General features: G+C 59.5%; 12 protein-coding genes. 4 read left to right on the top strand and 8 right to left on the bottom strand.

The features are described 5' to 3' along the window. Positions 1–201: 201 nt before the first annotated feature. From ACQRBV_RS16995 to ACQRBV_RS16980, 4 genes are all read right to left on the bottom strand, one after another. Entirely contained in the window at positions 202–2259 is a 2058-nt protein-coding gene (locus ACQRBV_RS16995; RefSeq protein WP_427877925.1) for a methyl-accepting chemotaxis protein, read from the bottom strand. Between the two features lie 208 nt (positions 2260–2467). After that, complete coding sequence (locus ACQRBV_RS16990; RefSeq protein WP_090369759.1) at positions 2468–2767, bottom strand: DUF3144 domain-containing protein; 300 nt, start codon at positions 2765–2767, stop codon at positions 2468–2470. Between the two features lie 78 nt (positions 2768–2845). Further along, positions 2846–3541, bottom strand: a complete 696-nt coding sequence (locus tag ACQRBV_RS16985) for a tRNA (adenine(22)-N(1))-methyltransferase (RefSeq protein ID WP_411984980.1) — start codon at positions 3539–3541, stop codon at positions 2846–2848. Between the two features lie 13 nt (positions 3542–3554). Then, positions 3555–4265 (bottom strand): FadR/GntR family transcriptional regulator, encoded by a 711-nt coding sequence (locus tag ACQRBV_RS16980; protein ID WP_161549957.1) that lies wholly within the window; start codon positions 4263–4265, stop codon positions 3555–3557. Positions 4266–4613: 348 nt separating this feature from the next. Here ACQRBV_RS16980 and ACQRBV_RS16975 point away from each other — a divergent pair, with 348 nt between their 5' ends. Further along, on the top strand, positions 4614–5975 hold the full coding sequence (locus ACQRBV_RS16975; protein ID WP_411984979.1) for an MFS transporter: 1362 nt from the start codon (positions 4614–4616) through the stop codon (positions 5973–5975). Positions 5976–5994: 19 nt separating this feature from the next. Then, a complete protein-coding gene (gudD, locus tag ACQRBV_RS16970) occupies positions 5995–7320 on the top strand; it encodes a glucarate dehydratase (RefSeq protein ID WP_411984978.1) in 1326 nt (441 codons plus the stop codon). 46 nt (positions 7321–7366) lie between these two features. Here the strand turns inward: gudD and ACQRBV_RS16965 are convergent, their stop codons facing one another. Together ACQRBV_RS16965 and ACQRBV_RS16960 are read right to left on the bottom strand one after the other, a co-directional pair. Beyond that, positions 7367–8701 (bottom strand): hypothetical protein, encoded by a 1335-nt coding sequence (locus ACQRBV_RS16965; protein ID WP_411984977.1) that lies wholly within the window; start codon positions 8699–8701, stop codon positions 7367–7369. 98 nt (positions 8702–8799) lie between these two features. Next, entirely contained in the window at positions 8800–9306 is a 507-nt protein-coding gene (locus ACQRBV_RS16960; RefSeq protein ID WP_411984976.1) for a hypothetical protein, read from the bottom strand. 246 nt (positions 9307–9552) lie between these two features. Between ACQRBV_RS16960 and ACQRBV_RS16955 the strand changes: the two genes are divergently transcribed. Further along, positions 9553–9963 (top strand): hypothetical protein, encoded by a 411-nt coding sequence (locus ACQRBV_RS16955; RefSeq protein WP_411984975.1) that lies wholly within the window; start codon positions 9553–9555, stop codon positions 9961–9963. Between the two features lie 79 nt (positions 9964–10042). On the opposite strand, the gene cynS is transcribed toward ACQRBV_RS16955, so the two are convergent. Both cynS and ACQRBV_RS16945 read right to left on the bottom strand, forming a co-directional pair. Continuing rightward, on the bottom strand, positions 10043–10513 hold the full coding sequence (cynS, locus tag ACQRBV_RS16950; protein ID WP_411984974.1) for a cyanase: 471 nt from the start codon (positions 10511–10513) through the stop codon (positions 10043–10045). A 30-nt stretch (positions 10514–10543) separates the two neighbouring features. Continuing rightward, on the bottom strand, positions 10544–11185 hold the full coding sequence (locus tag ACQRBV_RS16945; protein WP_060755825.1) for a carbonic anhydrase: 642 nt from the start codon (positions 11183–11185) through the stop codon (positions 10544–10546). A 111-nt stretch (positions 11186–11296) separates the two neighbouring features. Here ACQRBV_RS16945 and cynR point away from each other — a divergent pair, with 111 nt between their 5' ends. Further along, the gene (gene cynR / locus ACQRBV_RS16940) at positions 11297–12190 is read left to right on the top strand and encodes a transcriptional regulator CynR (protein ID WP_411984973.1); all 894 of its coding nucleotides are present in this window, start codon (positions 11297–11299) and stop codon (positions 12188–12190) included. Positions 12191–12319: the final 129 nt, after the last annotated feature.

The following is a 12319-nucleotide window of genomic DNA, read 5'->3' as shown; positions in this document are numbered from 1 at the left end:
AAAGGGGGGGTGTCCTGAAAAGAGACTACACCACCGCCCTGGAGTGCCCACCTAATTTACTTGTAGTGAGCGGGCTCGCCCCGCGCTGGGTTGCGAAGCAGCCCCAAAACCAGGCACCTCGGTCTTTCTGAAACACCGCAGTGACGGGGTTTAGGGCGGCTTCGCCCCCCAGCGCGGGGCAAGCCCGCTCACTACAAACACTCAGCCCAATCGAAAGCGCGCGGTGTTATCGCTCAATGCCCGGCTGCCTTTGCTCAAGGTGTCCGCCGCCTGATTCACGGCACGCGCGCCATCAAGCAGGCGCCCTGCCGCCTGGTCGACCTGCTGGATATTGCCGCTCACTTCATCCGCCGTGGCCGCCTGTTCTTCCACCGCTGCGGCGATCTGCGCCAGGGTGTCGGTGACGTTTTGTACAGCACCTGCGATTTCGCCGAGGCGCGCCCCGAGGCCGGTGACTGACTCGGCGTCGGTCAGGGCTTGCTCGCACGCCGCGCCCATCAGGGTGACCGCCTGGCTGACGGTTGCACGCAGGCTGTCCACGGTGCCGGCGATCTGCGCCGTGGACGCCTGGGTGCGTTGCGACAGGCTGCGCACTTCATCGGCCACCACGGCAAAACCGCGCCCCTGTTCGCCGGCGCGAGCGGCTTCGATGGCGGCGTTGAGCGCCAGCAGGTTGGTCTGTTCGGCAATACCCCGAATGGTATCGACCACCGATTGGATCTGCTGGCCTTGCTGGCTGACCTGTTCCAAGGCGTTGGCGGTGTCGGTCAGACGCTGGTTGAGTTGCTGGATGCTCGCGGTGGTGCGCTGGCTGTCGCGACTGCTGTCCTCGGCAATGCTGCGGGTGTGCTGGGCGCTTCCAGAGGCTTGCTCGCAACTTCTGGCGACGCCCATCGAGGTGGCGGCCAGTTGGGTGGCGGCGGCGGCAATCTGGCTGATCTGGTGCTGTTGGTCTTCGACCTCGGTGAGGGTGCTGCCCGACTGTGCGTTGAGGGTGTGTACGGCCGATCCGAGTTGCTGGGTTTCATGATTGACGCCCAGCAGGCTGGTGCGCAGTTGCACCACGGCAGCGTTGAGTGCGGCGCTGATCAGCGCCAGTTCATCACGGCCTTCAACCGCCACTTCGATACACAGGTTGCCGTCGCGCAGGGACTCGGCCAGCGTGGTGATGCCGCTGGCGCTGCGGCGGATCGAGGCTTGCAGGCACATGAACAGGTACAGTGCGGCCAACGCCAACAGACTGAACGTCGCCGCCACCGGAATGAACTGTTTGATCGATTGCCCGTGGTAGTAACCCAGGCGCGCATCCAGCGCGTGCAGCGACTGGCTGCGCAACGCGCCCAGGGCACCCAGCACGGCGTCGATACTGCTGTCGAACGCGGCAGTATCGAGCTTGATGGTGCCGCCGAAAACGCCCTCGTCCAGCGTCTTGAGTTGGTTGTCCAGCAACTGCAGGCTGCTGTCATATTGGGCAGTCCACGGCTCAATGCCCGGATATTGCTTGGCCTTGAGCGACGCGGCGGCTTTGACCAACTGATCCCGGGCATCGCCGATACGGCCGCGCAGGTCACGCATCTGCAAGCGGCTTTGCAAGGTGAACTGCCCCGAGGCAATGGACGACTCGCCGACGCTGGCGGTGCGGCCGATGCGTTCGATCAGGTCCGGGGTGTACTGGCTGGAAATCTGCATCAACAGGTAGGTTTCCAGCCAGGGATCGAGGATCAGGCCGGTATCCAGGGTGATCTGCTCGCGCAAGGTTTGCATGGCGGTCAAGGCGGCGGTAAAGCGGTCATAACCGTCCGGCCACCAGCCCACGGCACGCAAGGACTGGGTGTCCATGCCCTTGACGGCGGCCTGCAACGCCTCGAAACGCGCCAGGGTGTCGGCGCTGGCGTGCTCAGTGTTGAGCACATCGCCCAAGGCTTGCAGGCTCTGCTGGATCAGCGGGTTAGCGGCATCGACCTTGTCCATCGCAGCCTGGGCGGCAGGGGTTGGCACACGCAGGATGTCCACGGCTTTCCAGCGCGCAGCGAGGTTGCGTTGTGCGGTGAGCTGGCTGTCGAGCGCGTCCAGGGCCAACAACTGGCGAACGCCGGACTGTTCGCTGGCAATCACCGCGAGCTTGTCGCGATAGCCCTGCCCGATCAGCCACACGCTCGCGGCCAAGGGCAGCATGAACAGGAAAAACAAGACCTGGAACTTGCGTGCGAAACCGAAACGGCCGAGCAAACGGATACCCGGTGATAAAAGACTGTGCATCGCCGACCACTCCCCCAAACAGCTTAGAAATGACTAAAAGCAAAATGCCATGTCATTGATTAAACTGGCTCAAGCAAGATGTGGGCCGTTGGTACCGAGGCCGAAAACAGGCGCTTCTACACCGGCTGCCCGCTCAGGCGCGCACGAAAATGGGGCGAAAGCACTCAGTGTTGCGTGCACGTCTGTAACCCGTCGAGACGCCTTGAAATCAGCCCTCGGTGTTTACCAGCATATACCGGCTGAAATTATTGATGTGATCATCCAGATTATCCTCAAGCATCATCCGGTACTGATCACAGAAATACTTCAGCATGGCCTCCCGCGCCTCGGCCATTTCTGCGCCGGACTTGAAGTTGCGAGCACTGGCCCAGGCGTTGAAACGCGTGGTGCCGAACATCATCGAGGCACTGACCTCGCCGAGGTTTTCACAGGTCTTGAGCTGCTCGTTCGACAGTTCGATGTGCGCGTCGGCACGGTCGTAGAAGGCTTGGTCGGTGGTATCGGCCATGGCGGGGTCCTGGGTCAGCGAATGAAGGGCCGCATTGGAGCACAAGACGTCAACCTCAGGCGACCGAAGCCTGCGCCTTCACGCCAGTAATTCACTAATCCAGCGCACCTCTCGGGCCACTTCCTGCACCTTCGCCGGCGGCACCGCTTGCCGCGCCTGTTCAAGGCTGGCCAGGGTCTTGTGCTTCTGACGCAGCAGGCGTTGCCATTTGGCCAGGAACACCGGGCTGCGCGCTTGCATCTGCAGGGGGCCGAAGTACAGTTGTTCGCCGCTGTAGGTCACGGGCCCGGCGCGTTCAGCCACGATGATTTCGTAGTAGAAGCGGTTCTCGTGCAACAGCTCTTCGTGCAGGATCGAGTAGCCATTGTCCATCAACCACTGGCGCAACGGTTGCTCGCCACCGTTGGGTTGCAGGATCAGGCGCTCCAGGCCGCTCAGGCACGCCTTCCCGGCGTCGAGGATGTCGCGAATGGTTTCGCCGCCCATGCCGCAGAGGCTGATCGCGGTGATCCCGTCCCCCGGCTCGATCGCCGCCAAGCCATTGGCCAGGCGCACGGTAATGTGTTGTTCCAGGCCATTGTCGCGCACGGTACGTTGGGCGGCGTGGAATGGTGTGGTCGCGACCTCCCCCGCCACCGCGGCGGTGATCACGCCACGGTGCATCAACGCCACCGGCAGGTAGGCGTGATCGGAGCCGATATCGGCCAGGCGCGATTCGGCCGGCACGTTGGCGGCCACGCGCTCCAGGCGCATGGACAGCGTGTGTTCGTTCAACGGTTGGTCCTTTTCATTCCCCGGAAAATCGATCCCGGCTATTGGTCAAATGCAACACCATGGCGGCCCGCGCGGCGTCCGGGTCCTGACGCCTGATCGCGTTGAAGATCGCCTCATGCTCCAGGTTCGCCAGTTGCCCCAGCCTGGCAAAATCCGCTCCGCCGCGTTCGGCGCCCTTGACCTGGGTACGCGGAATCATCGCATTGCCCAGGTGCGCCATGATCTCGGTGAAAAACGTATTACCGGTGGCTTCGGCGATCAGTTGGTGAAAGCGCTTGTCTTCCTCCACGCAGCTGTCGTTACTGGCCAGTGATGCCTGATAGTCATCCAGCGCCTGGCGCATACGGGCCAGTTGTTCATCCGATCGGCGCAGTGCCGCCAGCGCCACGGCCTGCACCTCCAGGCCCAGGCGCAACTCAAGCATGTTGCGCACACTGGCGACCGTATCCACATGCAGGCGCAAGCCCTGCTGTGCGCGTGGCTCCAGCACGAAGGTGCCGATACCGTGACGCGTCTCCACCAGGCCTGATGCCTGCAATTTGGAAATGGCTTCGCGCACCACGGTACGACTTACGCCGTGCTCCAGCACGATGCTGGATTCGGACGGCAGTTTTTCGCCGGGCTTGAGTTGCCCGAGCAGGATGCGCTGGGTCAGCGCGTCGACCACGCCTTGGGCCAGGTTGCTGGAGCGTCTACGGACAAGGGTTCCGTTTTCAATGGGCATCACTGCGGGTCCACGGGGTTGGGCTGGAGGGAGCTTAACACTCCCTATCCGAGCCTGGCAGGCTAGGTTCACAAGACACTCAACTTGTATGACAACCAACTTGATTAATCTGCATTTCAACGCCCTCTGCCGCCTGCCCCAGATAACGTCGGCTTTGCTCGACAACGCTAAAAAAATCTATAACCACCAATAAACATAGGCAAATAACCATAAAATCTATTTCAATGGCGGCCTTATAAGCACAAAAACATCAATCACCCAATTGCGAATCCAAGAACACCACTTGTATGATGTCTATCAACAACACACAAACCCGCATAAAAATAAATCAGGGGGAGTTTTCGAGTCATGAGCCATTCAAATCCAGCATCCGCCGCTGCAGAAAACGAATCGGTGCTCAGCCGCACCGTCAGCAAAGTGAAGAGCCATGTGCTCCCCCTGTTCGTGATCATGTTCATCCTCAACTACATCGACCGGGTCAATATCGGCTTCGTGCGCACGCACATGGAGCACGACCTGGGCATCGGCGCCGCTGCCTATGGCCTGGGTGCCGGACTGTTCTTCATCGGCTACGCGCTCTTCGAAGTGCCCTCCAATCTGCTGCTGCAGAAGGTCGGCGCACGGATCTGGCTGACCCGCATCATGTTCACCTGGGGCATCGTCGCCACGCTGATGGCGTTCATCCAGAACGAAACCCACTTCTACATCCTGCGCTTTTTACTGGGCGTGGCCGAAGCGGGCTTTTTCCCGGGGGTGATCTACTACTTCACCCGCTGGCTGCCGGGTGTTGAACGCGGCAAAGCGATCGCCATCTTCCTCAGCGGCTCGGCCGTGGCCTCACTGATTTCCGGGCCGTTGTCGGGCGCGTTGTTGCAGATCGAAGGGTTCGGTTTCCACGGCTGGCAATGGATGTTCGCCATCGAAGGCCTGGCGTCCGTGGCGTTGGGGTTCTTCGTGTGGTTCTGGCTCGACTCCAAACCCCACGACGCCCAATGGCTGACCCGTGAAGAACAGGATGCACTGGTGAGCGCCATCGACCAGGAGCAGCGCGACCGTGAAGCGCTGACCACGGTCAAGCCGACCCTCGGCAAGCTGCTCAAGGACCGTCAGATCCTGTTGTTCTGCACCTTGTATTTCTGCATCCAACTGACGATCTACGCGGCCACCTTCTGGCTGCCCAGCATCATCAAGAAGATGGGCGATTTGAACGACGTGCAGGTCGGTTTTTTCAACTCGATCCCGTGGTTGATCTCGATCATCGCCATGTATGCCTTCGCCGCGCTATCGGGCAAATTCAAGTTCCAGCAGGCCTGGGTTGCCGCTGCGCTGCTGATTGCCGCAGCGGGCATGTTCATGTCCACCACCGGCGGACCGATCTTTGCCTTTGTGGCGATCTGTTTTGCAGCCATCGGTTTCAAGTCCGCCTCTTCGCTGTTCTGGCCAATCCCCCAGGGTTACCTGGACGTGCGCATCGCCGCCGCCGTGATCGCCCTGATCAACTCCATCGGCAACCTGGGCGGTTTTGTGGCACCGACCACGTTCGGCTTTCTGGAGCAGACCACCGGCTCGATCCAGGGCGGCCTCTATGGCCTGGCCGGCACCTCGGTGCTGGCGGCGATCCTGGTGTTCTTCGCCAAGACGTCGCCCTCTGCCGCGTTGCCTGCGCCAAGCGTTACACCAGCGGCCACCGCTATCAGCAAACCTCTTTGAGCCCATTCAGGACATCACCATGACTACCCCCGTCATCACCCACTTCCAAGTCATCCCCGTGGCCGGCCATGACAGCATGCTGCTGAACCTGAGCGGCGCCCACGGCCCCTTCTTTACCCGCAATATCGTGATTCTCAAGGACAGCAGCGGCCATACCGGCGTCGGTGAAGTGCCCGGCGGCGAACGCATCCGCGAAACCCTGGAGGACGCGCGCAGCCTGGTCGTCGGCCAGCCCATCGGCCAGTACCAGCGCATCCTCAACCAGATGCGCAGCACCTTTGCCTCACGCGATGCTGCGGGCCGTGGGCTGCAGACCTTTGACCTGCGCATCACCATCCATGCGGTCACCGCCGTGGAAGCGGCCCTGCTCGACCTGCTGGGCCAATACCTTGAAGTGCCGGTGGCCGCCCTGCTCGGCGAAGGCCAACAGCGCGATGCGGTAAAAATGCTCGGTTACCTGTTCTATATCGGCGACCGCACAACGACCAACCTGGCCTACCGCAACGAGGCGCACGCAGAGGACGAGTGGTTGCGCTTGCGCCACGAACCGGCCCTGACCAGTGAGGCCGTGGTGCGCCTGGCCGAAGCCGCCAAAGCCAGATATGGCTTCAACGACTTCAAGCTCAAGGGTGGTGTCTTGAGCGGCGATGCGGAAATCGAAGCGGTTACCGCCCTCGCCGAACGCTTCCCGGATGCGCGCATCACCCTCGACCCGAACGGGGCCTGGTCACTCAAGGAAGCCATCCGCCTGTGCCGTGACCAACACCATGTGCTCGCCTATGCCGAGGACCCATGCGGTGCGGAAAACGGCTATTCAGGCCGCGAAGTCATGGCTGAATTCCGCCGTGCCACGGGCCTCAAGACCGCGACCAATATGATCGCCACCGACTGGCGCGAAATGGGCCACGCCATCCAGTTGCAGTCCGTGGACATTCCCCTCGCCGATCCGCATTTCTGGACGATGCAAGGCTCGGTGCGCGTGGCGCAGATGTGCAACGACTGGGGCCTGACCTGGGGTTCGCACTCCAACAACCACTTCGATATTTCCCTGGCGATGTTCACCCAGGTCGCGGCGGCTGCACCCGGTGATATCACGGCCATCGACACCCACTGGATCTGGCAGGACGGCCAACGCCTGACGCGCGAACCGCTGAAAATCGAAGGGGGCTACGTGAAGGTGCCGGCCAAGCCGGGCCTGGGTGTGGAGATCGACATGGACGCAGTGGCCAAGGCCCACGAAGTCTATAAAGGCATGGGCCTGGGTGCGCGGGATGACAGCGTGGCCATGCAGTTCCTGATCCCGGGCTGGCGCTTCAATAACAAGCAGCCTTGCCTGGTGCGCTAGGCACTTCGTTCGATGCAGCGCATTGTAAGGTTGGCGGCCTGAGGTATCAGGGCTTGATATTTCTCAATATCGTGAATAAGTGACCAGGCCAGATCCAGCGCTGGGTGGGCTGATCGCGGGTCTCTGCGAGGGCATCCAAAATCGTGCGATTAGCCGCGTCGGTGGCAGGTACACCCAGGGTCGAGGGCGGCGGCGTTTTCTCGCCAGAGGAGTCCGACGGCGTGCTCAATCTGCCAGTGGCCGAGTCAATCGCATAACCGCAAACCTTGCCATATTCGGTGAGGCTCCAGACACCGTTGATGACGACGGCGACTGATTTGTCGGGCGGCAGCCTTATGGCCTTGTTTGTGGTACGAACGGCATAGTCTTCGAAGTTGATTTTTTTGAAGGTGGCGAACTCGCTGCCGAGGGGCGGTTGATCATCGCCTTCATTGGAGAATTTGTTCACCATTCGCTCCAGGAACGGTATGCCGCCAAGGTTGGTGAACGCACCGTGGTCCGGATGCAGGATGTACCGCAAAAAACCCTGATCGATACGGGTGCTGTTGATCGCCGAACCGTTCAGGATGCGAGAGGCGATCTGCGCCTCCTCTTTCTTGAAATCGAACGTGACCCGGTAGCCGTCGGCGTCATAACCATTATTGCCACCCCCTAGCTGACGACCGTCGTTGTAATAGCGATAGGTACTGAGGATCGAGGCTAAATAGGTGACATAAGTCAGGTCCGCGCCTTCCGCATGGGCATATGCATACATATCCGCGATCAGGTTTCGATCATCGAGGTTCAAGAAGTCGGCGGGATTCAAGTGGCTGTTGTCCCGTGTAGCAGATGGCTTGGCAACAGGTGGTTCACTGCCACCAAACAGGCGAGCAGTCATGAAGTCGCGCCCATTAAAAACTGTTGGGTTCGGGATAGGAGCAGACGCTGGCGGTGTTGACTGCAACTCTTCCCATGCCGCGCGTCGCTCATTGATGGTGAAAGAACCACCCTCGTCATGGGCAATCAAGCTAAGTTGCTCACGCACGAGGCCTTTAAAGGGATTGCTGTCGACTCCATTGACGAAACCTGTCGCTTGACGGGCTCGTGCCAGAAGCTGCGGGTCATGGGTATTGGGCATCTCGGTATCGTGTACTGTTTTACTGGCGAAGTAGTTATCGCCGGTAATCAGATCGAGAGGATTGTTGCTCTTCTGAACGGCACGTGTTGCGGCTTCGTTTAATTGATGAGCAAGCGCTGAGACGGTGCTGGTAGAAGCAAATCGACTAGCAGCAGAATCCACTTGGCCTTCATCAGGCATCACAGCAGATAAAGTAGCAGCGTCAGCTACACCGCTGGCCACACGACTGCCAGGTGTCCAGGCGTAGGGATTTATAGTATTCATGGGTATTCACCCTGCACATTGTTTTATACAGAAACACCATAATCTCCAACATGGAAAATAGCCCTCAGACAAATCAGCCTGAGCGTACTTTACCCCTATTAGTTCCTATACCGGAATGTCACCAAATCGACACCCGCCGGATGATTTAACGGAGGCGTGCCACCCAAGACAGAATGCTTTATTTTGACGCGAGAACCATTGCCGAAAGCCTGATCATTAAATTTTGACAGCGTTCCAGAATAGTTCGGATATATGCGTTCACAATCCTCCTGGGAGCTATAAGGGCGTGAGTAGCATAGATGTACATCCTCTTGAATGCTTTGAGGGTAGTAGGTTGTCTTCCATTGAATCTCTAATAATTGCTTGGGGTCAGCAAATGTACCGGCAGGTATATCAGCGGAAAGAATATTAAACAGCGAGAACCCAACAGCGGGGTCGATATTCGAGTTGGACAGCACAAGTACGGAACCGGGCGCCATGGTTTTAGAGATAGACCATTCCGACGCAAAAGCCTCTTCACTGACCGAAACGGCTAAAACACCCAACAAAGCAAATACAGGTCTGCGCCCACTCATCCACCGCCACCAAACAACTGAGTTATCCATAATCATCACCCTAGCGACAAATAGTTATTATCCAAGGACTCCAATCAATCCAGCCGTATGAATCACACCATTACCCTTGCACGTTTTATCAACTCAAGTAACCCCACAACTTCCTAAAAACACGAAGTCCTCATCTGTAATACCTGAAAGTAAGACCTCGTCAGCAACTTCCTAGTCCCGCACACCCTCTACACAACCCGCCCATTTCAAGTCATGATGTGCCCCCCATTTCAAGGACGTTAAATAATGAAAGTTCCCCTCGCCGCCTGGGTACTGGTGCTTTTACCCGGTGTGGCCTGCGCGCTCCCCGTCCTGAAAGACACCACGCTCTACACCGACACCGCCCACGACTGCCAAGACGTCGATCTCACCACCTGGCAGCATCCGACCCGTGCGTTGCTGGAGAAAAACCATTTCCAGCTTGAACGCATCCAGCTCTGCAACGATGGGCACTATCCGGTTTTCCATGTGCAAGCGCCCTACGACCCGCGCGGCCAGACCAAGGATTTTTACCTGCCGTTGTATGAACGCATGCGCAAGGCCAACGGCAAATGGCCGTTCGCCCTGGTGGATAACAGCGATGCGGTAGTGGTGTATGTGAGCTACCCCAAAGACGATGGGATTTCCCTGAATTACGAGGGCTTCGAAGCGCCGTAGTCATTCGGAGCCCGAGACCTGCTGGATTTTGCTGCAACGTGAACCGGCGCCTCACGGCGCCGTTTTTTTTATCTCGCGATCAGAACGGTTTGGTCGGCAGGTATTTGCCATCCAGAGTGATCACGGCGCGGGAGCCGCCGTCCGGATCATCGACCTTTTTGACGTCCAGCTTGAAGTTGATGGCGCTGATGATGCCGTCGCCAAACTTCTCGTGAACCAGCGCCTTGAGCGTGGTGCCGTAGACCTGAATCATTTCGTAGAAGCGGTAGATCGTCGGGTCGGTGGGAATGCCGTTGCCGAGGCTGCCGCGCAACGGAATCGTTTGCAGCAGGGCGACCGCGTCCGCGTCCAGGCCCAGGGTGTCGGCCACCTTTTGCGCGGCGTCCGCCGGCAGTGGGTGCTGGCCTAGCAAGGCGGCGGTAACGAAGGCTTCATGCAGGCCGGTGCCTTCGGCAATCTGGGCGAACGACAGGTCTTTGCGGGCCTTGGCCAACAGGATGACGTCGGTCAGGGCAAGGCGGGTGTTCTGGCTGATTTGCGAATGAATCATGGGTTTATCTCCGTGGGTAAACATCAGGGGTTAGTGCGAAACGGCCCGCACGCTCGGGTTGTCGGCGAGGGCGACGAATTTGCCGGTACGGTTGTCGAAGGCTTGGATGCCGCCGCTTTCGATGTCGTAGACCCAGCCATGCAGGGTCACCCGCCTCTCTTCAAGGGCAAGGCGAACCGAAGGGTGAGTCTGGATATTGGCCAATTGCGCGATCACGTTTTCACGCACCATGGCGGCGACTTTCGCGGGCACATCGACATGCTGGCGGGCCTCGTTGACCACCCGGCCGGAATCGGCGTAACGCAACCAGCCGGCCACGGCGGGCATGTGGTCCAGGCACGTGCAGGTGGCGATGGCGGTCATCGCACCGCAATCGGAATGCCCACAGATAACGATATCGCTGACTTGCAGGGCAGCCACCGCGTATTCCACCGAGGCCGACACACCTCCGGGCTCCGGGCCGTAGGACGGCACGATATTGCCGGCGTTGCGGATCACGAACAGGTCGCCTGGCTCGCGCTGCGTGACCAACTCAGGCACCAGGCGGCTGTCGGAGCAGGAGATGAACAGCGCTCGCGGGCTCTGCTGGTTGGCGAGGTCTTTGAACAAGCCGGCGCGCTCGGGGAAGGCATGGCGTTGAAACTTCAGGAAACCTTCGATGATGTCTTGCATGGGTGACTCCGTGGGTTCGCGATGCGATGGAGCAGAGGTTACGCAGCCGTTTAAATAAGGTAAAAGTCTCAAATATTATCCAGAGCATTAGATAATCTTATGAAATCAAACATGCTGGCACGGCACATCCAGTACTTTTTGGCCGTGGCACAACACGCAGGCTTTACCAAAGCGGCCGAGGCCTTGCATGTCTCGCAACCGGCGCTCTCACAGCAAATACGGCAGTTGGAGGAAAGCCTCGGCGCGCAATTATTCGATCGCTCGGGTCGCAAGACACGCCTGACCGATGCCGGCGAGGTTTACCTGCGTTACGCATTGAGGGCCGCGCAGGAGCTGCAGCAAGGTCAGCGTGCGATTCATGACGTAGGCGATTTGAGCCGAGGGTCGCTACGGATCGCGTTCACGCCCACTTTCACCACTTACCTTGTCGGGCCGCTGATGGAAGCTTTCCACCGCCGCTATCCGAACATCACCTTGAGTCTGCATGAGGTCGCCCAGGAAGCGCTGGAACGCCAGCTACTGGCCGACGAGCTGGACGTGGGGATCGCCTTTGATGAGGTGCACGCGCAGGACATCGAGGCCACCCCGCTGCTGGTTGAAACCCTGGCGCTGGTGGTCGGCTGTCAGCATCCGCTGGCCGGGGAACGGACTATCGGCCTGCCGGCGCTGAACGCCGAATCCCTGATTTTGTTGAGTCAAGCGTTCGCTACCCGCGAGCAAATCGACCGCTACTTCAACCAACACGGCATTCGCCCACGCGTGGTGATGGAGGCCAATGTCATCGGCGCGCTGATTGAGGGGGTGCGCAGAACGACCCTGTCGACCCTGTTGCCCGCCGCCATTGCGCGGGCGCATCCGGGGTTGGTCGCGATTGAACTGGGGCCACAGCGCCTGCAACGCACGGCCGTGTTGATGCAGCGTAAAGGGGTGTACCCGTCAGCGGCGGCGCGGGCATTCAGGGAGGTCGCAGAGGAAGTCGCGTCAGCGCTGGAGGCAAGCCGTTGAGCCTTCGATGGAACGCGGGCAGAGGCCACCTGCGATGAATATTCCAAGCCATTTCTTGACAAAATAAATCGCCGCATCGCAATATTCAAAGCGATCACTTGGTAAATCAAGCCAAGCACGACAGCACAA

The organism is Pseudomonas sp. R11F (assembly GCF_050312575.1).
In the GTDB taxonomy this organism is placed as follows: Bacteria; Pseudomonadota; Gammaproteobacteria; order Pseudomonadales; family Pseudomonadaceae; genus Aquipseudomonas; species Aquipseudomonas palleroniana.
This window is presented reverse-complemented; position numbering and strand designations above follow the sequence as displayed.

Bases quoted from the DNA above. Each gene is read 5' to 3' on its own strand.
- ACQRBV_RS16955 (WP_411984975.1), top strand. From the start codon at position 9,553: ATGAAAGTTCCCCTCGCCGCCTGGGTACTGGTGCTTTTACCCGGTGTG.
- ACQRBV_RS16995 (WP_427877925.1), bottom strand. From the start codon at position 2,259: ATGCACAGTCTTTTATCACCGGGTATCCGTTTGCTCGGCCGTTTCGGT.
- ACQRBV_RS16980 (WP_161549957.1), bottom strand. From the start codon at position 4,265: ATGCCCATTGAAAACGGAACCCTTGTCCGTAGACGCTCCAGCAACCTG.
- ACQRBV_RS16975 (WP_411984979.1), top strand. From the start codon at position 4,614: ATGAGCCATTCAAATCCAGCATCCGCCGCTGCAGAAAACGAATCGGTG.
- ACQRBV_RS16965 (WP_411984977.1), bottom strand. From the start codon at position 8,701: ATGAATACTATAAATCCCTACGCCTGGACACCTGGCAGTCGTGTGGCC.
- ACQRBV_RS16990 (WP_090369759.1), bottom strand. From the start codon at position 2,767: ATGGCCGATACCACCGACCAAGCCTTCTACGACCGTGCCGACGCGCAC.
- ACQRBV_RS16945 (WP_060755825.1), bottom strand. From the start codon at position 11,185: ATGCAAGACATCATCGAAGGTTTCCTGAAGTTTCAACGCCATGCCTTC.
- ACQRBV_RS16960 (WP_411984976.1), bottom strand. From the start codon at position 9,306: ATGGATAACTCAGTTGTTTGGTGGCGGTGGATGAGTGGGCGCAGACCT.
- cynR (WP_411984973.1), top strand. From the start codon at position 11,297: ATGCTGGCACGGCACATCCAGTACTTTTTGGCCGTGGCACAACACGCA.
- cynS (WP_411984974.1), bottom strand. From the start codon at position 10,513: ATGATTCATTCGCAAATCAGCCAGAACACCCGCCTTGCCCTGACCGAC.
- gudD (WP_411984978.1), top strand. From the start codon at position 5,995: ATGACTACCCCCGTCATCACCCACTTCCAAGTCATCCCCGTGGCCGGC.